Annotated in this window: 17 protein-coding genes; 7 read left to right on the top strand and 10 right to left on the bottom strand. The window is 65.0% G+C overall.

Translation table 11 applies throughout. The features are described from left to right. Positions 1 to 34: 34 nt before the first annotated feature. Positions 35 to 748, top strand: coding sequence for a tRNA-uridine aminocarboxypropyltransferase (locus IB232_RS07440; RefSeq protein WP_192397876.1), 714 nt, complete (start codon positions 35 to 37; stop codon positions 746 to 748). A gap of 144 nt (positions 749 to 892) precedes the next feature. Here the strand turns inward: IB232_RS07440 and IB232_RS07435 are convergent, their stop codons facing one another. Continuing rightward, a complete protein-coding gene (locus IB232_RS07435) occupies positions 893 to 1,774 on the bottom strand; it encodes a DMT family transporter (protein WP_192397875.1) in 882 nt (293 codons plus the stop codon). 124 nt (positions 1,775 to 1,898) lie between these two features. Here IB232_RS07435 and erdR point away from each other — a divergent pair, with 124 nt between their 5' ends. Then, a complete protein-coding gene (gene erdR / locus IB232_RS07430) occupies positions 1,899 to 2,549 on the top strand; it encodes a response regulator transcription factor ErdR (RefSeq protein ID WP_192397874.1) in 651 nt (216 codons plus the stop codon). Positions 2,550 to 2,618: 69 nt separating this feature from the next. After that, a complete protein-coding gene (locus IB232_RS07425) occupies positions 2,619 to 2,984 on the top strand; it encodes a diacylglycerol kinase (protein ID WP_192397873.1) in 366 nt (121 codons plus the stop codon). Positions 2,985 to 3,008: 24 nt separating this feature from the next. On the opposite strand, the gene IB232_RS07420 is transcribed toward IB232_RS07425, so the two are convergent. The 7 genes from IB232_RS07420 to IB232_RS07390 all read right to left on the bottom strand — a co-directional run bounded on the left by IB232_RS07420 (position 3,009) and on the right by IB232_RS07390 (position 10,840). Further along, complete coding sequence (locus IB232_RS07420) at positions 3,009 to 4,340, bottom strand: DUF58 domain-containing protein (RefSeq protein ID WP_192397872.1); 1,332 nt, start codon at positions 4,338 to 4,340, stop codon at positions 3,009 to 3,011. Between the two features lie 10 nt (positions 4,341 to 4,350). Then, positions 4,351 to 5,421 (bottom strand): AAA family ATPase, encoded by a 1,071-nt coding sequence (locus IB232_RS07415; RefSeq protein WP_192397871.1) that lies wholly within the window; start codon positions 5,419 to 5,421, stop codon positions 4,351 to 4,353. Further along, positions 5,418 to 6,722: a DUF4350 domain-containing protein gene (locus IB232_RS07410; protein ID WP_192397870.1), complete on the bottom strand. Its 1,305-nt coding sequence runs from the start codon at positions 6,720 to 6,722 to the stop codon at positions 5,418 to 5,420. Before IB232_RS07410 ends, IB232_RS07415 begins: the two co-directional genes overlap by 4 nt. Next, entirely contained in the window at positions 6,719 to 8,305 is a 1,587-nt protein-coding gene (locus tag IB232_RS07405) for a DUF4129 domain-containing protein (protein ID WP_192397869.1), read from the bottom strand. Before IB232_RS07405 ends, IB232_RS07410 begins: the two co-directional genes overlap by 4 nt. Beyond that, positions 8,292 to 9,272, bottom strand: coding sequence for a stage II sporulation protein M (locus IB232_RS07400; protein ID WP_192397868.1), 981 nt, complete (start codon positions 9,270 to 9,272; stop codon positions 8,292 to 8,294). The genes IB232_RS07405 and IB232_RS07400 overlap by 14 nt, the downstream gene beginning before the upstream one ends. After that, entirely contained in the window at positions 9,269 to 9,991 is a 723-nt protein-coding gene (locus IB232_RS07395; RefSeq protein WP_192397867.1) for an RDD family protein, read from the bottom strand. The genes IB232_RS07400 and IB232_RS07395 overlap by 4 nt, the downstream gene beginning before the upstream one ends. Positions 9,992 to 10,084: 93 nt before the next feature. Next, positions 10,085 to 10,840 (bottom strand): hypothetical protein, encoded by a 756-nt coding sequence (locus tag IB232_RS07390; protein ID WP_192397866.1) that lies wholly within the window; start codon positions 10,838 to 10,840, stop codon positions 10,085 to 10,087. Positions 10,841 to 11,002: 162 nt separating this feature from the next. Here IB232_RS07390 and sbcB point away from each other — a divergent pair, with 162 nt between their 5' ends. Then, a complete protein-coding gene (sbcB, locus tag IB232_RS07385) occupies positions 11,003 to 12,442 on the top strand; it encodes an exodeoxyribonuclease I (RefSeq protein ID WP_192397988.1) in 1,440 nt (479 codons plus the stop codon). Between the two features lie 60 nt (positions 12,443 to 12,502). Here the strand turns inward: sbcB and mvaT are convergent, their stop codons facing one another. Then, positions 12,503 to 12,880 (bottom strand): histone-like nucleoid-structuring protein MvaT, encoded by a 378-nt coding sequence (gene mvaT, locus IB232_RS07380; RefSeq protein WP_192397865.1) that lies wholly within the window; start codon positions 12,878 to 12,880, stop codon positions 12,503 to 12,505. 314 nt (positions 12,881 to 13,194) lie between these two features. Here mvaT and purU point away from each other — a divergent pair, with 314 nt between their 5' ends. Both purU and IB232_RS07370 read left to right on the top strand, forming a co-directional pair. Next, on the top strand, positions 13,195 to 14,046 hold the full coding sequence (gene purU / locus IB232_RS07375; protein WP_192397864.1) for a formyltetrahydrofolate deformylase: 852 nt from the start codon (positions 13,195 to 13,197) through the stop codon (positions 14,044 to 14,046). A gap of 16 nt (positions 14,047 to 14,062) precedes the next feature. Continuing rightward, on the top strand, positions 14,063 to 14,248 hold the full coding sequence (locus tag IB232_RS07370) for a hypothetical protein (RefSeq protein ID WP_192397863.1): 186 nt from the start codon (positions 14,063 to 14,065) through the stop codon (positions 14,246 to 14,248). On the opposite strand, the gene IB232_RS07365 is transcribed toward IB232_RS07370, so the two are convergent. Next, entirely contained in the window at positions 14,249 to 16,123 is a 1,875-nt protein-coding gene (locus tag IB232_RS07365; RefSeq protein ID WP_192397862.1) for a methyl-accepting chemotaxis protein, read from the bottom strand. It abuts the gene before it with no gap. Positions 16,124 to 16,250: 127 nt separating this feature from the next. Here IB232_RS07365 and IB232_RS07360 point away from each other — a divergent pair, with 127 nt between their 5' ends. Further along, positions 16,251 to 17,747, top strand: coding sequence for a helicase HerA-like domain-containing protein (locus IB232_RS07360; protein ID WP_192397861.1), 1,497 nt, complete (start codon positions 16,251 to 16,253; stop codon positions 17,745 to 17,747). Positions 17,748 to 17,779: the final 32 nt, after the last annotated feature.

The following is a 17,779-nucleotide window of genomic DNA, read 5'->3' as shown; positions in this document are numbered from 1 at the left end:
GAGTAGACTGCGCGCCTTTCCCGTGGAGTCCGTCATGAGCCATGCCGTCGCCCGCCTGCGCGCCGAGCGCCTGGCGCGAAGCCTCAAGCCCTTCGTGTCCCGTGGCTCGCGCTCCGAGCGTTGCCCCGGCTGCCGGGTGATCCCCAGCTACTGCCTGTGTGCCTGGCGGCCCAAGGTCGAGGTGCAGGCCGGTGTGTGCCTGTTGATGTACGACGTGGAGGCGTTGAAGCCGAGCAATACCGGCTGGCTGATAGCCGATCTGGTGGCCGACACTCATGCTTTTGGCTGGCAGCGCACCGCGGTCGATCCGCGTCTGCTGGCGTTGCTGGACGATCCGCAGTACGCACCCTGCGTGGTGTTTCCCGGCGAGTACGCCGAACCCGAGCGGGTGATCGAGGAGTTGCCGCCGCTGGCGACAGGCAAGCGGCCGCTGTTCATCCTGCTCGACGCCACCTGGACCGAGGCGCGCAAGATGTTCCGCAAGAGTCCCTACCTGAACCGTTTCCCGGTGCTCAGCCTGAGGCCGGAACAGCTGTCGCGCTATCGCCTGCGCCGCTCCAAGCGCGAGGAGCACCTGTGCACCGCCGAGGTGGCCGCGCTGTGTCTGGAACTCGCCGGCGAGCCGCAGGCAGCGGTGGCGCTGGATTCCTGGCTGGACCTGTTTACCGAGCACTACCTGGGTGCCAAGCACCGCCGCGTGCTGGACGAGCAGAGCCCGGCACACCAGGCGCTCAAGCCCTTCCTGTAGAACCCTCGGACCTGTAAGGCCTCGCGAGCTAGAGCCAGGCTAGGTGGAGAAGGGACGAGGACGCGGAGTTTACATAGGGTAAACGAGCGCCCGAGCCATTCTCCAACAACGCATGGCCGACGCGCAGCAGGCCTTGGAAGGTTCTCAGGCCCTTTTTGGCCACAGCTGGGCGAGCAGCATGCCGGCGAACATCAGCGCGCAGCCGAAGTAGCCCTTCAGCGCCAGCGCCTCGCCGAGCAGCAGGGCGCCGGCGATGGCGGCGAACACTGCCTCCAGCGAGAGGATGATGGCGGCGTGGGAGGCGATCGCGTGCTTCTGCGCCACCACCTGCAGGGTGAAGCCGACGGCCACGCCGAGCAGGCCGCCATAGAGGATGGCCGGGCCGGCGGCGAGAATCGCGTCCAGGCGGATTTCCTCGAACACCACCGCCAGGATCAGACTGAGTACCGCGCAGGTGGCGAACTGCAGCAGGGCCAGGCGCAGCGAGTCATGCCGACTGGCGAAGAAGCTCACCAGCAGTACGTGCACACCCCAGACGAAGGCGCCGGCCAGTTGCAGCCAGTCGCCGGAAGCCACCTGGAAACCTTCGCCGACGCTGAGCAGAAACATGCCCGCCACCGCCAGGCCGGCCCCCAGCCAGGTACCGGTGCCGGTGCGATGGCCGATGAACAGACCGAGCAGCGGCACCACGATGACGTAGAGTCCGGTGATGAAGCCGGAATTGGTGACGCTGGTGAACAGCAGGCCGACCTGCTGCAGGTTGATCCCCAGCGACAGCGCCAGGCCCATGGCCAGGCCGCCGAGCAGCAGGCCTCGATTGAGCGGGGCGGGCTTGTGGGCGCTATCGCGGCTGCCCAGCCAGAGCACCAGCGGCAGCAGGGCCAGGGTGGCGAGGGTGAAGCGCAGGCCGGTATAGAGGAAGGGGCCGATGGCATCCATGCCCAGGCGCTGGGCGACGAAGGCGGAGCCCCAGATCATCGCGGTCAGCAGCATCAACAGATCGGCGCGCAGGGCTTGGCTTCGCATGGTGCATCTCGGCAGGAAAAGCTGGCGACTTTGCCGCAAAGCACGGAACTTGACCACCCCGTCACGGCTCGGCATGCTGGGCGCCGCCTCGCTAGCCCGCTCGACAACAACAACAGGAAAGCACATGGCCGCTTACGAGATTCTCATCGCCGACGACCATCCCCTGTTTCGCAGCGCCCTGCAGCAGGCGCTGACCCTGGGCCTTGGTCCCGAGGTACGTCTGGTCGAGGCGGCCAGCATCGCCGAACTGGAAGCCTGCCTGGGTGAGAAGAGCGACTGGGACCTGGTCCTGCTCGATCTGAACATGCCGGGCGCCTACGGCTTTTCCGGGCTGGTGCTGCTGCGTGGCCAGTACCCGCAGATCCCGGTGGTGATGATCTCGGCCCAGGAAGAAGCGGCCGTGGTGGCGCGCTCCCGCGAGTTCGGCGCCAGTGGCTTCATCCCCAAGTCGAGTTCGCTGGAGACCATTCAGCAGGCCGTGCGCCAGGTGCTCAACGGCGATGCCTGGTGGCCGCCGCAGGCGTTCGCCGCGGTCAGCGTGTCGGCGGAGGCCAAGGCGGCCAGCGCCGGCCTGGCCAGCCTGACGCCGCAGCAGTTCCGCGTACTGACCATGGTCTGCGAGGGGCTGCTGAACAAGCAGATCGCCTTCGAGCTGAGCGTGTCGGAGGCCACCATCAAGGCTCACGTCACCGCCATCTTCCGCAAGCTGGGCGTACGTACCCGCACCCAGGCGGCGCTGTTGCTGCAGCAGATGGAATCGATTCCCGGGCAATAGCCCTTCACGCATTTTTGACGGCGCGGCCTCTAAGGTGCCGACCTTCATTGCACAGGACAGTAGTTCTTCATGTCGCCATTCAAGGGCCAGACCGGCCTAAAACGTATCCTCAACGCCGCCGGCTATTCCTTCGACGGCCTGCGCGCGGCCTTCATCGGCGAAGCCGCCTTCCGCCAGCTGGTACTGCTCAACGTGGTACTGGTGCCGCTGGCCTTCTGGCTCGACGTGAGCCCCGTGGAACGGGCGCTGATGGTGGCGGTGAGCATGCTCTCGCTGATCGTCGAGCTGCTCAATTCGGCGATCGAGGCGGCTATCGACCGCATCTCCCTGGACCGCCATCCGTTGTCTAAGAACGCCAAGGACATGGGTAGCGCCGCGCAGCTCACCTCCCTGGCGGTGATCACCCTGGTCTGGGCGATCATTCTGATCGGCTGAGGCCGATCTCCGCCCTGGTCCGGGCTACAGAACCCCGGCCTTCTTCCAGGCCAGATAACGCCCGACCAGTTCCGGCCCCAGCTCGTTCGGCCTGGCATCCAGCACCGGCACGCCGTGAGCCAGCAGGCGCTCGTGCAGGCCGGCGCGGGCATTCAGGTAATCGATCGTGCCGCAGTAGGCCAAGGCCTGCTCGTAGTCCTGCACCTGGGTGTGGCGCAGGCGATCCAGCACTTCTTCGCGCAGGCTGGCGATCAGCACGCGATGCTGGCGGCCCAGGCGCTTGACTGCACCGAGCAGCTCCTCATCGTCCTCGTCGCGCAGGTTGGTCACCAGCACTACAAGGGCGCGGCGGCGCTGGCGGGCGAGCAGGGCGTTGATCGCCGCCGCGTAGTCGGCCGGGCGTCGGGTGCTATCGAGGGCGTACACGGCGTTGAGCAGGCTGCTGATATGGGCCTGACCCTTGACCGGTGCGACGTACTGGTCCTGATCGCCGGCAAAGGTCGCCAGACCCACCGCGTGGCCCTGGCGTAGGGCCACGTAGCTGAGCAGCAGGCAGGCGTTGAGGGCGTGGTCGAAGTGCGACAGCTCGTCGTCCTGGCTACGCATGCGCCGGCCGCAGTCGATCAGGAAGACGATCTGCTGGTCGCGCTCGTCCTGATACTCGCGGGCGATTGGTGTGCGCTTGCGCGCGGTGGCTTTCCAGTCGATCTGGCGCAGGGTGTCGCCATCACGGAATTCGCGCAGTTGATGGAACTCCAGGCCGAGGCCACGGCGCTGGCGCTGGCGCACGCCCATCTGGCTGAGCCAGTCGTCCACCGCCATCAGCTGGGCGCCGTAGAGACGGGCGAAGTCCGGGTAGACGCGGGTCTCGCTGACCTGGTCGATGAAGCGGCGCGACTGCCACAGGCGCAACGGGCTGGGTAGCAGCAGTTCGCAGCGCGGGAAGCGGAAGTGCCCGCGCTTGAGCGGGCGTACCCGGTAACCGAACTCGGTCTGCTCGCCCGGATGCAGCTCCACCTGCTGTGGCAGGAACTCGAAGTCCATGTGCTCGGGCAAATGATCGAAGGCCTGCACGGCCAGCGGCTGGCGATAGTCGTGGTGCAGGGTCAGGCGCACCTCGCTCCAGCGGCCCAGTGGCAGGTTACCGGGCAGCTGGCGCTCCAGGCGCGGCGACGGTAGGCGGCGCAGCCAGGCGGCGTCCAGGCCGGCGATCAGCAGCAGCGCCAGCAGCAGGCCCCACCACAGCGGCTGCAGGGTCTGCGGCAGCTTGATGCTGAGCTGTGGCAGGCTGCCGAGGACAATGGCCAGGGCCAGCAGGGCGCCGAGCAGGCCGAGGAACAGGCGGGATGGCTTCATGCGTGAGCGATCACAGGCGCGGCGCCGGAACCTGGTCGAGCAGTTGCTGCAGCACCTGATCCAGCGACAGTCCCTCGATGTCCAGCTCCGGCGCCAGGCGCACGCGGTGGCGCAGCACGGCTAGGGCGCAGGCCTTGACGTCGTCCGGGACCACGAAGTCGCCGCCGCGCAGCAGGGCGCGGGCGCGGCCACCGCGTACCAGAGCGATCGAGGCGCGTGGGCCGGCGCCCATGGCCAGGCCTGGCCAGCTGCGGGTGGCGCGGGCCAGGCGTACGGCGTAGTCGAGCACCTGGTCGTCGATCGGCAGATCGCTGGCGATCTTCTGCAGGGCCAGCACGTCCTTGGCCGACAGCAGGGTACGCAATGGCGCCACTTCGAGCATGTCGGCCTTGGCCGAGCGGGTCACCTGGCGTACCAGGCTCAGCTCCTCGTCGGCCTGCGGATAGTCCATGCGCAGCTTGAGCATGAAGCGGTCCAGCTCGGCTTCCGGCAGCGGGTAGGTGCCTTCCTGCTCGATGGGGTTCTGCGTGGCCAGCACCAGGAACGGCTGGGGCACCGGCATGGCGCGGCCCTCCAGAGTGATCTGGCGCTCCTGCATCACTTCCAGCAGGGCGGCCTGGGTCTTGGCCGGCGCGCGGTTGATCTCGTCCGCCAGCAGCAGGTTGGTGAAGGCTGGGCCCTTGCGCAGCTTGAACTGCTCGCTCTGCAGGTCGTACACGGCGTGGCCGGTGACGTCGCTTGGCATCAGGTCGGGGGTGAACTGGATGCGTGCGAACTCGCCACCGAAGCACTTGGCCAGGGCGCGCACCAGCAGGGTCTTGCCCAGGCCGGGCACGCCCTCGACCAGCACGTGGCCGCCGGCGATCAGCGCGGTGAGCACGTCGTCCACCACCGCGCGCTGGCCAACCACGGCCTTCTGCAGCTCCAGGCGCAGGGCCTGGAGCATCTGGCTGGCGCGCTGGCGCTGCTGGCCGGCAGAGTTGGCGGGAGCCGCGGCGGCTACGGCCGGTGTGACAGGGGCCTCGACCGGAGCGGCGGGGGCTTCGGGATTGGTGCTGGGTTGCTGCGGAATTTCGCTCATAGGGCATTCCTGAGAGTTTGCAGGTTGGCGACCTGGCGGGTGAAGTCGGCGGCGGACAGGCGCTGTGTCGGCAGCGGGCGCATGGCTGCGCTGATGGCGCCGCTAGGTAGACGGGTGAGACGACCGAGCACCTGCCACTGTTCGGCGACGGGCAGGCGTTCGAAGCTGGGATGGCGATGGCGCGCGCGGCGCAGGATGTCGCGTTGCAAGTTGCTCAGCAGGTGTTGCTGGCCGGCGCGTCGCAGCAGGAAGTCGGCGGCGGCGCGCAGGTGTTCTTCGAGCTGGCGGCGGGTATGGGTGGGGGCAGCCAGCAGCGGGCCATGGCGCATGCCGACATGCCACAGCAGCAGGGCGATCAGCAGGGCCAGGGCGGCGAGGGTGGCGGGGTAGTGCTTGAGCAACTGGCTGAACAGGTCGGCGCGCTCGGTACTGTAGACCAGGGTCACGGCGCTGTCCTGGCTCAGGTACCAGAGCAGCCAGGCGTTGTCGTAGTCGCCGATGCTGTGGTTCTGCCACAGCCAGGCATCCGTCACCACGGTGACCAGGCCCTCACCATGCTCCAGTTGCAGCATGTGGGTGGCGTCGCCACTGTTGGCCCAGGCATAGGCGCGGTTCTCGGTGTCCAGCAGGTGGAAGCTGCTGTCGAACTCGACGTAGGCCGGCGCTTCCTCGTTCTCCAGGTAGATCTTGGTCAGCTCGGGGTAGCGATTTTCCTCGGTCTCTTCTTCGCGGGCTTCGGACTGTTCGGACTGCTCGTCATCGGCGGCATCGACATCGTTTTCCAGTTCGACTTCGGCGTCGGCTTCGACATCCAGTTCCTCGTCGTCGACAGAAGCTTCATCGCTGGCTTCGGCGTCCTCGCTGTCCTCGTCTTCCTCTTCTTCGTAGGTGCTGCTCTGCTGCACACCGAGGCTGTCCAGCAGCAGGTCGCCACTGCGACCCTCTTCCTCGTCCCAGACTTCCTCGGCGACGAACACCAGGTGACCGCCCTTGGCCGCCCAGTCCAGCACCAGCTTGGTCTGGCGTGGCGTCATGTTGTGGCGTGGGCCGAGCAGCATCAGGGTCTGCCCGGCCGAGGGCAGGCCGTTGAGCGCATCCAGGCCGTCGGCGCGTTTGACGCTGATCTTCTGCTGGCGCAGGAACATCTCCGCGGCCAGGTAATCGTTGGCGCGGGCCTCGGGAGCGGGGCCGTGTTCGAGGGTTTCCTCGTAGGGCTGCAGTTGCTGCACGGCGAGCAGGGCGAGCCAGCCGAGTGCGATCAGCAGGATGCCACCGAGGGCAATCTTCAGCGGGCGGCTCATGCGGCGGCCCTCTGGGCGAACAGGCGGCGCCAGCCCTCGCAGAGGCCGCGCTTGAGATTCTCCGGCGGCAGGCGGTGACCGTAGGCGAGGTTTTGCCAGTGGCGGGTCAGTACCTGGCTGAAACGGCTCAGCTCCTCGCGCTCCAGGCGCTCGACCAGTTGCAGCACTTCGCCCTCGGTGTGCGAGCCCTTCAGCGGCAGGCGGAAATCATGCAACAGGCGGCTGAGCAGGGCACGGTAGAGCAGGCCGAGGGCCTCGCGCGGTTGTTCAGCCCAGAGTCGCTCGGCCTCGCCGGCCACATCGTCGGGCAGGCTTTCCGGGGCGAGCTCCAGGCCGAACAGCTGGCTGGGCATCTCGCGCACGCGGCGCTGCGGCAGGCCGAGGCGGCCGACGAAGGTTTCCAGCCACTCGCGGTAGCGCCACAGTAGCAGGGCAATGGCCAGGACCAGCAGGGCCCAGAGCACGACCTCGAAGGCCAGGGCGACCACGTCGAGCTTGCGCCACCATTCGCCGAGCTTGAACAGCTTCTTGATCAGCTCGGCGAAGCTCTTCGCGTCTTCCTCTGAAGGCTCCTCGGCCTTCTTCTCGTCGCCGAAGCGCCAGCGAGTAACGGTCTCGCGGTTCTCGAAGGGGGCAGCGTCCAGCAGCTTGGTGATGCTGTCCCGGGCGGCCTGGCTGCTCAGCGGCTGATTGAGCAGGCGTTCGGCGTCGGGGCCCATGGGGTCGTCGAAGGGCACCGGGCAGGTGCCGGTGGGCTCGTCGGCCAGGGCATCCCCGGCCGGCAGCATCAGGGTCAGGGTGGCGCAGGCCAGCAACAGGGCGTAGGCGCTGCCGATCAGGCGCTGGCGCAGGCGGCGGAAGGTCAGCTCGATGTCCCAGGCTTCCAGGTCGGTGCGCCGGTTGAGGTAGAGGGTGAAGCCGCAGGCGACGTAGATCGGTTCCCAGAACACCAGAATCAGGGCGTAGACCAGGTTGGAGACATGCTCCAGCCACAGCCATTTGCCGCTGCTGGCCTGGATCAGGGTGTCCCAGTCCAGCTGGGTCTCAATCTGTTGCGGCACCATGAGCCAGATCAGCGTGGCCATGCCCATCCACAACAGCATCTCCAGATGGACGCCGAGGATGGTCAGCCAGGCGGCACCGCCCGAGTGGCGCTGGCCGAGCACGGTCAGGCGCTTGCTGCGGGCATCGCCGCCGAGGCCTTCGAGTTGCAGTACCGGCAGATCGAAGCTGCGGGTCGGGCTGAAGCGGCGCCAGGTCAGGCTGGCGAGCAGCTGGGGCTTGAGCAGGCGCGGCAGGGCTTTGAGCGACTCCTTCAGAGTCGGTGTGTCGCCGAACAGCGAGCGCGACAGGATATGCAGCGGCAGGCGCTCCCAGGCCGGCTTCAGCCACCAGAACAGCAAGGCGGCGATGGTCGGGTACTGCCAGAGCAGGGCGGTGAGCAGGACGAACAGCGGCAGGGTCACGGCGGCCCAGCTGGCCATCAGCAGGCCGGCATGGCGACGAGCCAGGAGCACGCCGAGGTCGATGGCCTCCCAGGCAGTACGCGGGCGGATGGCGACGCTGGCGTCAGTCAGGCGCATGGCGGGTCCGTCCGGCGAACAGGAAGTAGGCGATCACCAGCGACCATAAACCGGCCCCGACCCCGTATTTGGTGGCGGGCGTGGCGTAGGTCATGGACGACCAGTAGGCCTCGACGAAGGCGGCGATCAGCAGGAACAGTATGACCCCGGCGACCAGCTGGATGGCCTTGCCGGCGGCCTGACGCAGGGCTTCGCCGCGGCCGAGACGGCCGGGGGCGAGCAGGGCCCAGCCGAGCTTGAGGCCGGCGGCGCCGGCGAAGGCGATCGCGGTGAGCTCGAAGGCACCGTGGCCGATGACGAAGGACCAGAAGGTCTCGCTGTAGCCGATGCGGGTCAGGTGGCCGGCAACGGCGCCGATCACCAGGCCGTTGTAGAGCAGGAAGAACAGGCTGCCGAGGCCGAAGATCAGGCCACTGGCGAAGGTCTGAAAGGCGATGCCGATGTTGTTCATGATGTAGAAGCCGAACATCATCCAGTCGTCGCCGGAGTCGCGTTCGGCGAAGCGGCCGATGCGCCGGGCGGCCGGGTCGTACATCTTCTCCATCTCCCGCACCTGCTCGGGATCCATCACGCTATAGATCATGTCCGGGAACAGCCAGGTGAGCAGGCCCATGCCGATCAGCGCGCCGAAGAACAGCAGGGCGCCGGCCAGCACGGCGCGCCATTCGCGGCGTACCAGCTGCGGAAAACCGGCGATGACGAAACCGATGATCTGCGCGCCCAAGTGGCTGCGGTGACGGTAGAACTGCTGGTGGCCGCGCATGGCCAACTGCTGCAGCTGGTCGATCAGATGGCTGCTGTAGCCGCGCTCCTGGGCGAGGGCCAGGTGCTGGCATAGATGGCGATAGTCGGCGGCGAAGCTCTCGCAATCCTGACGCTCGACCTTGCCTTTTTCCAGACTGCTCAGACGCGCCTCGAAGCGTTGCCAGTCGCCGTTATGGCGTTGTTCGAACAGGTGCTGTTTCATGTCGAGCCCACCAGGCCGCGGGCGATGCCGTGCAGGCGCGTTTCGGCATGTTCCGGCAGGCTTTCCAGGGGCTCAGCGAGGATGCCGGCCAGTTCGGCGCGGCGCGCGCTGGAGAGGCTGGCGCGGCGCTCGGCGAAGTCCAGCACGGCGCGTTGCTCCGCCAGGTTGAGGGGGAAGGGAGCACGCTCGGCATCCGCCTCGGGAATCTGTGGGCGTTTCAGTTCCTCGTCGCGGTAGACCACCAGGGTGCCGGCGGCGAGGTCGCCAAGACGCTTGAAGCTCGGATGGCTGAGGCTGCTGACGGCGCCGACGCAATAGGCGAACGGCAACATGTCCACGGCTCGTAGCAAGTTGCGGGTCAGCGATGCCGCCCAGCCAACCGGGGTGCCGTCGTCGTGCACCACGCGCAGGCCCATGGCTTTCTTGCCGGGGGTGCGGCCCTGATTCAGCACTTCGAACAGCACCGGGTACCACCAATTGACCAGGAAATAAAGGATGGTGCCCAGGCCCGCGCCGAATTGGCCGAGGATACCGAGAATGACGAAGGCGGCCACCAGAATGGCGCCGCGGATCAGCAGGTCGATGCCGAAGGCCAGGGCACGCGGCATCAGGCCGGCGGGTCGGAGGATCAAATCGATGCCTTCCGGCGTTTCCACCAGGCGGCGGGTATCCAGAAGGGGGAAGTCGGGGAGTTCCGGCTGGGGGCGATTAGGCTGCATCGGTCGACTGCATCGAAGAAAGCCTGATGCTAGCCAGCAGCAGGACGCTAAAGCAATCGGGCCGCCAGAGGCGGCCCGAACTTCTGGACTGGATCAGTTGGCCGGCGGCAGTACGCCGAAGATGGTGCGGTACAGCACGCCCATGCTGATGATGAACAGCGGGATGGTCCAGATCAGGCCGATGCCGACCGGGATCATGCTCAGGCCCATGATGATGCCGAGCAGCAGGAACAGGCCGAAGACCTTGAACCAGTGCTGGCTGATGGCCTTGCGCGAGGTTTCCAGTGCCTGCCAGGGCGACAGGCCGCGCTCAACCACCAGGGGGATGGCCAGCATGTAGGCGACGCTCAGGTAGATGCCGGGGATGATCAGCAGGAGCATGCCGACGTAGACCAGAATCATCATCACGACGGCAGTGATCAGCAGCGGCACCAGGCGACCGAAGTGGCTGAAGATCTCGTTGAAGCTGACCGGCTGGTCGGCAGCTCGGCGGATGCCGACCATGTTGAGACCGGCTAGGAACGGATAGGACAGAGCTGAGGCCAGTACGGTGATGATCAGCTGGGCGATGATGATGCCGGCGATGTTGTCTTCGCTCGCCAGGCCACCAAAGATGAAGCCGAGTACCGCGGTGGCGGCGAACAGGGCAACGTAGAAGACGATGAAACCGCCGATGATGATGCCTTTGGTGCCTTTGACACGCTGCCAGGCTTCGCTGAGCAGATCGCCGATATTGAAGTCATAGCCACGGCTGAGCGCTTCGGCGATGGTCGGCACCTGACCGCTGTGAGCTTCCTGCAGGTTGCTGCTCGGCGCGGCGTAGGGGTTGGGAGCGGTGGATTCACTCATGACTACTGTCCTTGTGGGTGGGAAATTCCTGATCCGGTCATCCTATAGGCGCACCGGGTCAGCGACAAGTCGGGCAGCGTGAGCGATTTCAAGCTTTCGCGGCGGCTGGTTGGATTCGGACGGATGCTAGACTGCCGCGGCGATATTTCCGGGGAAAGCATCTTGTCTTCGAGCATCTTCTGGTACGACTACGAAACCACCGGTATCAACCCGCGCTGTGATCGCCCTCTACAGGTGGCGGGCATCCGTACCGATGAGCAGCTCAATGAAGTCGGCGAGCCGCTCAATATCTATTGCAGGCCATCTGATGACATCCTGCCGCACCCGGCGGCTTGCCGTATTACCGGAATCACTCCACAGATACTGGCCGAAAAAGGCCTGGTGGAAGCGGAGTTCATGGCCCGGGTGCATGCCGAGCTGGCGCTGCCTGGAACCTGCGGCGCGGGCTACAACAGTCTGCGTTTCGATGATGAGGTGACCCGCTACAGCCTATACCGCAACTTCTACGACCCCTATGCCCGTGAGTGGCAAGGCGGCAACAGTCGCTGGGATCTGATAGATCTGGTGCGGGCGGCGTATGCTTTGCGTCCGGAGGGCATTGAGTGGCCGCAGGACGAAGAGGGTAGGGTCTCGCTCAAGCTGGAGCGGCTCACTGTGGCCAATGGCATCGCTCATGGCCAGGCTCACGACGCGTTGTCCGACGTGCGTGCGACCATAGGTCTGGCACGCCTGCTCAGAGACAGGCAGCCGCGCCTATACGACTTCCTCTATCAGCTGCGCAGCAAGGCCAAGGTGGCCGAGCAGATTCGTCTGTTGCAACCGCTGGTGCATGTTTCCGGGCGCTTTGCCGGCAGTCGGCATTACCTGGCAGTGGTGCTACCGCTGGCCTGGCATCCGCGCAATCGCAATGCGCTGATCGTCTGCGATCTGCAGTCCGATCCGCAGCCTCTGTTCGACCTGGATGCCGATGGCTTGCGCAGACGCCTTTACACCCGGCGTGACGAGTTGGCCGAGGGTGAGCTGCCGGTGCCGCTCAAGCTTCTGCATATCAACAAGTGCCCAGTAGTGGCGCCGCTTAAGGTGCTACGCCCTGCCGACATCGAACGCCTGCAGATCGACTTGGCGCAATGCGAGCAGCGGACTTCCGCACTTGGTGAGCAGCAGGCGTTGTGGCAGAACAAGTTGGCCGATCTGTATGCGGCGGACGACTTCGAGCCGCTGCATGACCCGGAACAGCAACTGTACGCGGGTTTTCTCGGTGATCGCGATCGTCGACTGTGCGAGCAAGTACGCCACTCCTCTGCTGAGCAATTGGCCCGGGATAACTGGGCATTCAGTGATGAGCGATTGCCCGAGTTGCTGTTTCGCTATCGCGCGCGGAATTTCCCGGTCTCATTGACTAGTGCCGAGCAGCAGCGCTGGCGAGAGTTCTGTCGTGATCGGTTGAGCAATAGCGCGATGGGTGCACCGAATACCTTGGCCAACTTCGAACTGGCGTTGCAAGCGGAGTTGCCATTGTCGTCGCCAGCACAGCAACAGGTGCTGCAGGCCTGGCAGGAACATGCCCGGCTGCTGGGTGAGCGCTATTGCGTTGTGGGCTAGAAAAAGAGAGAGGAATAAAAAATGCCGGCAATTGCCGGCATTTTTTGGTTTTCGTCGAAATTAACCGAGCAGGGTGGCCCAGCTTTCAACGGTGTCGGCGCCCCACTTGGCTTTCCACTCTTTCAGAGTCTTGTGGTTGCCACCTTTGGTTTCGATCACTTCACCGGTGTTCGGGTTCTTGTATTGCTTGACCTTGCGGGCGCGTTTGCCGCCAGTCGGCTTGGCTGGGCGAGCGGTCTTGCCGCCTTTGGCACCCTCCGGATCGAGCAGGGCGATGATGTCGCGCAGGGACTTCTGGTATTCGCCCATCAGAGTGCGCAGTTTGCCTTCGAACTCCAGCTCTTTCTTCAGCTTGTCGTCTTGCGACAGATTCTTCAGACGCTCTTGCAGCTCTTTGATGGCTTCTTCAGTAGCGCGGTATTCGTTGATCAGAGACATGTTGTTTTCCCAATGGCCAGTTGCAGTAGTCAGTAGGGCAATAATAGACAGCGGTAATGGGCAAGTAAACAAGTCGGAAAAGTTTTGCGGGAATTATCTGCGGGTATCTATTCGATCAATGTGCTGCAGCGGCAAATAACGCTAGTTTGTTTCATCATTTGTGCAGCCACGTGACCATCAACATGGCGCCCGGCAATAGTGACCGCTGCGCAAGTTATGGCTCAGTCGACTGGTGCTATGCCGGCGAGGTAAGTACTGAAAGTTCACCCGGCTGCGGCTAGAATGGCGCCTCGCAAAGTTCTGGAGTTCCCCACATGCGCACTTTTCGGCTGGTGATCGCCTGCCCGGACCGCGTTGGCATCGTCGCCAAGGTCAGTAATTTTCTGGCTACCTACAATGGCTGGATCACCGAAGCCAGCCACCACTCGGATAACCAGAGTGGTTGGTTCTTCATGCGTCACGAGATTCGCGCCGACTCTCTGCCTTTCGACCTGGAAGGTTTTCGTCAGGCATTCGGTCCCATCGCCCGTGAATTCTCCATGGAGTGGCGGATCACCGATTCCGCGCAGAAGAAACGCGTGGTGCTGATGGCCAGTCGCGAGTCGCACTGCCTGGCCGACCTCCTGCACCGCTGGCACAGCGATGAGCTGGACTGCGAGATTCCCTGCGTGATCTCCAACCACAACGACCTGCGCAGCATGGTCGAGTGGCATGGCATTCCTTTCCACCATGTGCCGGTCGATCCCAGGGACAAGGCCCCCGCCTTTGCCGAGGTCTCGCGCCTGGTCGGCGAGTACCGGGCCGACGTGGTGGTGCTTGCCCGCTACATGCAGATTCTGCCGCCGCAGCTGTGCCAGGAATACGCCGGGAGGGTAATCAACATCCACCACAGCTTCCTGCCGTCCTTCGTCGGCGCCAAGCCTTACCACCAGGCCTCGCTGCGTGGCGTCAAGCTGATCGGCGCCACCTGTCACTATGTCACCGAAGAGCTGGATGCCGGCCCTATCATCGAGCAGGACGTGGTGCGGGTGACCCATCGCGACAGCATCGAAGACATGGTGCGCCTGGGCAAGGACGTGGAGAAGATGGCGCTTGCCCGTGGCCTGCGTTATCACCTGGAAGACCGGGTGCTGGTGCATGACAACAAGACGGTAGTCTTCGACTGACCGTCAGGAGGCAAGGATGAAACGAGGTACGGCTACGCCGCCGCCCACCTTGGGGGAGGGCTGTCTGCAGCGTTACGATCCCGATGCCTTGAGAGAAACCGACGGCACCGAGTTTCCCGATGCCGCCGAACTCTGGCAGCGCCTGCAACAGGCGCCGGAGGGTGAAGATGAATCGGCGCAGGAGATTCCCGCGCCGGACTGATCAGATACGGAAGCTGTCGACAAGCTGCTTCAGGCGCGAGGCCTGTTGCTCCAGGTCGCCGCAGGCGCGCAGGGTGGCCTGCAGGTTCTCCACACCTTCCTGGTTGAGGGTGTTGATCTCGGTAATGTCCATGTTCAGCGAGTCGACCACGGCTGTCTGCTCCTCGGTGGCGGTGGCCACTGACTGGTTCATGCCGTCGATCTCGCCGATGCGCTGGGTCACGCTGCCCAGGCGCTCGCCGGCCTGATTGGCGATGGTAACGCTCTCCTCGCTGTAGCGCTGGCTCTCGGTCATGGTCGACACCGAGTCGCGGGCGTCCACCTGCAGGCCTTCGATCATCTTCTGGATTTCCTGGGCCGACTCCTGGGTGCGATGGGCCAGGTTACGCACCTCGTCCGCCACCACGGCGAAGCCACGCCCGGCCTCGCCGGCACGTGCGGCCTCGATGGCGGCATTGAGCGCCAGCAGGTTGGTCTGCTCGGAGATGCTCTTGATCACTTCGAGGATCTGGCCGATATCCACTGTCTTGCTGTTCAGCGTCTCGATGTTGCGGCAGGAGGCGCTGATTTTTTCCGACAGCTCGTTCATCGCCACGATGGTCTTCTGCAGTACCTGGCTGCCGTCCTCGGCCAGATGGCGGGCATCGGAGGCCTGGTGCGAGGCGTCGGCGGCGTTGCGCGCGATCTCCTGGGCGGCGGCGCCCAGCTCGTTGATCGCCGCGGCCACGCTGTTGGTGCGGCTGGCCTGCTCGTCGGAGTTGGCCATCGAAGAGTTGGAGGCGTTGACCACCAGCTTGGCCACTTCGTTGAGCTGCTGGGTGGCCGAGGACACCTCGCGGATCGAGCCATGAATGCGCTCGACGAACTGGTTGAAGGAGGTGGCCAGCTCGCCGAATTCGTCGCGACTCTGCACGCTCAGGCGTTTGGTCAGGTCTCCCTCGCCCTGGGCGATATCGCGCATGGCCTTGCCCATCACCAGCAGCGGCTGCATCAGCACGCGGATCAGCATGCCCAGCAGGAACATGATGATGACCACGGCGATGATGGTGGCGATGATCGCCGAGGCGCGGAATTCGTGCAGGGTGGCGTAGGCCTTGTCCTTGTCGATGGACAGGCCGACGTACCAGGTCACCGAGGGCAGGCCCTTGACCTGGGTGAAGGTGAGCAGGCGCTCGACGCCGTCCAGTTCGGCCTCGGACAGCTCGCTGCGGATCTGCGGGGTGTTCTGCGGATAGACCTCGCGCAGGGTCTTCATCACCAGGTCTTTGTTGGAGTGGACCAGGATCTTGCCGTCGGCGCTGACCAGGAAGGCATAGCCCAGGCCGCCGAAGTCCAGCGAGTTGATGATCTGCACCAGGGTATCCAGGCTCAGGTCGCCGCCGACCACGCCACTGCTGCCCGCCGGGGTTGCGATGGTCATGATCAGCTTGCCGGTGGCGGCGTCCATGTAGGGTTCGGTCAGGGTCGAACCGCCAGCAGTCATGGCGTCCTTGTACCAGGGGCGGGTGCGCGGGTCGTAGTCGGCCGGCATCTCGCTTTCCGGGCGCATGGTGAAGGTGCCGTCTGCCGAGCCCAGGTAGGTGAAGTCGAAAGTCGCGGCCGGCGCCTTGCGTTCCAGGGTACGGGCCAGCGTCTCGGGAGTGTCGTCCTGCACGCTCTGGGCGACGTTCTCCACCAGCAGGATGCGACCGGACAGCCAGTTCTGAATGTTGCTTGCCGTCACTTCGCCCAGGCTACGCAACTCGTCTTCCAGGTCCGCGCGGATGGCATTGCGTTGCAAGTAGTCGTTGTACAGGGTGAACAGGGAGAAGGCGGCAATCACCACCAGTGAGGCGGCAAGCAGGATCTTGTGGCTGAACTTCAGATTCTGGGTCATGGTCACTTGCGTCCGGTAATGTCTGGCAGCAGTCTTATTGGGTGGCTGTGCGAAGACGCACGAGCGCTTAGTTACACCACCTATAGCGACATAACTGCAGTAAAGCTTTAGCCCGAGGGATGGCAAGATGCCGGTAGTCGATTCTTTTGTTCTTGGCGCGGACCCTCAGGGCCAGCCGATTGCCCAGGCGCTGCGCCTGGCCAACCGTCACGGCCTAGTCGCAGGCGCGACGGGTACCGGCAAGACGGTGACCCTGCAACGCCTGGCCGAGGCGTTCAGCGATGCCGGTGTGGCGGTGTTCGCTGCCGATATAAAAGGCGATCTGTGTGGTCTAGGGGCGCCGGGCAACCCCCAAGGCAAGGTGGCCGAGCGAATCGCCGGCATGCCCTGGCTGAACCACAGCCCCCGGTCCTACCCGGTGACCCTGTGGGACGTGGCGGGCAAGAGCGGCCATCCCCTGCGCACCACCCTGAGCGAGATGGGGCCGCTGTTGCTGGGCAACCTGCTGGAGCTGACCGACAGCCAGCAGGCTGCCCTGTATGCTGCCTTCCAGGTGGCCGATCGCGAAGGCCTGCTGCTGCTCGACCTGAAAGATCTCAAGGCCCTGCTCAATCACCTCAAAGACCATCCCGAGATGCTCGGCGAGGATCGCGCGCTGTTTGCCGGCGCTTCCTCCCAGGCGCTGTTGCGCCGCCTGGCGACCCTCGAGCAGCAAGGCGCCGAGGCGTTGTTTGGCGAGCCGGCGCTGCAGCTGGAAGACATACTGCATCCCGATCGCGACGGCCGTGGGCGCATCCATCTGCTGGACGCCAGCCGTCTGGTGCATGAGGCGCCCAAGGTCTACGCGACCTTCCTGTTGTGGCTGCTGGCCGAGCTGTTCGAGCAGTTGCCGGAGCGTGGCGATGCCGACAAACCGGTGCTGGCGCTGTTCTTCGACGAGGCGCACCTGCTCTTCGCCGATACGCCCAAGGCCTTGCAGGAGCGCCTGGAACAGGTGGTACGCCTGATTCGCTCCAAGGGCGTCGGCGTCTACTTCGTCACCCAGTCGCCCAGCGATCTGCCGGATCAGGTGCTGGCCCAGCTCGGCCTGCGCATCCAGCACGGCCTGCGCGCCTTCACCGCCAAGGAGCAAAAATCCCTGCGTGCCGTGGCCGACGGCTTCCGCCCCAACCCGGCGTTCGACAGCCTGAGCGTGCTCACCGAGCTGGGCATCGGCGAGGCGCTGGTCGGAACTCTGGAAGAGAAGGGCACGCCGGCCGTGGTCCAGCGTGTGGCCATCGCTCCGCCGCAATCGCGTATCGGCCCGCTGAACGAGCCCGAACGGGCAGAGCTGTTGCGCACCTCGCCCCAGGCGGGTCGCTATGATCGGCCGATGGATCGCGAGTCGGCTTATGAGCTGCTTATGGCCCGTGCCGCCCAGGCGCCAGCAGAGGCCCCTGTCGGTAAAGCCGGCAAGGAGACCCAGGTGGAGGAGGGCGGGTTGGGTGGCATGGCTGGAGAGCTGCTGGGCAGTCTTGCCAGCCAGGTAATGAAAACCGCGGTACGCCAGGCTGCCAATCAGATCGGCCGGCAACTGGTGCGCGGTTTGATGGGGTCCCTGTTGGGTGGGAGTCGACGTCGCTGAATAGTGGCGCCGCCGTTCAGGCTTAGTCTGAA

Source organism: Pseudomonas sp. PDM15 (genome assembly GCF_014851565.1).
GTDB lineage: Bacteria > Pseudomonadota > Gammaproteobacteria > Pseudomonadales > Pseudomonadaceae > Aquipseudomonas.
Note: the sequence above shows the minus strand (reverse complement) of the source record. Positions and strands in the feature narration are given on the sequence as shown.

Excerpts from the sequence above, each read along its gene's own strand:
- IB232_RS07440 (WP_192397876.1), top strand. The coding sequence starts at position 35 with ATGAGCCATGCCGTCGCCCGCCTGCGCGCCGAGCGCCTGGCGCGAAGC.
- IB232_RS07435 (WP_192397875.1), bottom strand. The coding sequence starts at position 1,774 with ATGCGAAGCCAAGCCCTGCGCGCCGATCTGTTGATGCTGCTGACCGCG.
- erdR (WP_192397874.1), top strand. The coding sequence starts at position 1,899 with ATGGCCGCTTACGAGATTCTCATCGCCGACGACCATCCCCTGTTTCGC.
- IB232_RS07425 (WP_192397873.1), top strand. The coding sequence starts at position 2,619 with ATGTCGCCATTCAAGGGCCAGACCGGCCTAAAACGTATCCTCAACGCC.
- IB232_RS07420 (WP_192397872.1), bottom strand. The coding sequence starts at position 4,340 with ATGAAGCCATCCCGCCTGTTCCTCGGCCTGCTCGGCGCCCTGCTGGCC.
- IB232_RS07415 (WP_192397871.1), bottom strand. The coding sequence starts at position 5,421 with ATGAGCGAAATTCCGCAGCAACCCAGCACCAATCCCGAAGCCCCCGCC.
- IB232_RS07410 (WP_192397870.1), bottom strand. The coding sequence starts at position 6,722 with ATGAGCCGCCCGCTGAAGATTGCCCTCGGTGGCATCCTGCTGATCGCA.
- IB232_RS07405 (WP_192397869.1), bottom strand. The coding sequence starts at position 8,305 with ATGCGCCTGACTGACGCCAGCGTCGCCATCCGCCCGCGTACTGCCTGG.
- IB232_RS07400 (WP_192397868.1), bottom strand. The coding sequence starts at position 9,272 with ATGAAACAGCACCTGTTCGAACAACGCCATAACGGCGACTGGCAACGC.
- IB232_RS07395 (WP_192397867.1), bottom strand. The coding sequence starts at position 9,991 with ATGCAGCCTAATCGCCCCCAGCCGGAACTCCCCGACTTCCCCCTTCTG.
- IB232_RS07390 (WP_192397866.1), bottom strand. The coding sequence starts at position 10,840 with ATGAGTGAATCCACCGCTCCCAACCCCTACGCCGCGCCGAGCAGCAAC.
- mvaT (WP_192397865.1), bottom strand. The coding sequence starts at position 12,880 with ATGTCTCTGATCAACGAATACCGCGCTACTGAAGAAGCCATCAAAGAG.
- purU (WP_192397864.1), top strand. The coding sequence starts at position 13,195 with ATGCGCACTTTTCGGCTGGTGATCGCCTGCCCGGACCGCGTTGGCATC.
- IB232_RS07370 (WP_192397863.1), top strand. The coding sequence starts at position 14,063 with ATGAAACGAGGTACGGCTACGCCGCCGCCCACCTTGGGGGAGGGCTGT.
- IB232_RS07365 (WP_192397862.1), bottom strand. The coding sequence starts at position 16,123 with ATGACCCAGAATCTGAAGTTCAGCCACAAGATCCTGCTTGCCGCCTCA.
- IB232_RS07360 (WP_192397861.1), top strand. The coding sequence starts at position 16,251 with ATGCCGGTAGTCGATTCTTTTGTTCTTGGCGCGGACCCTCAGGGCCAG.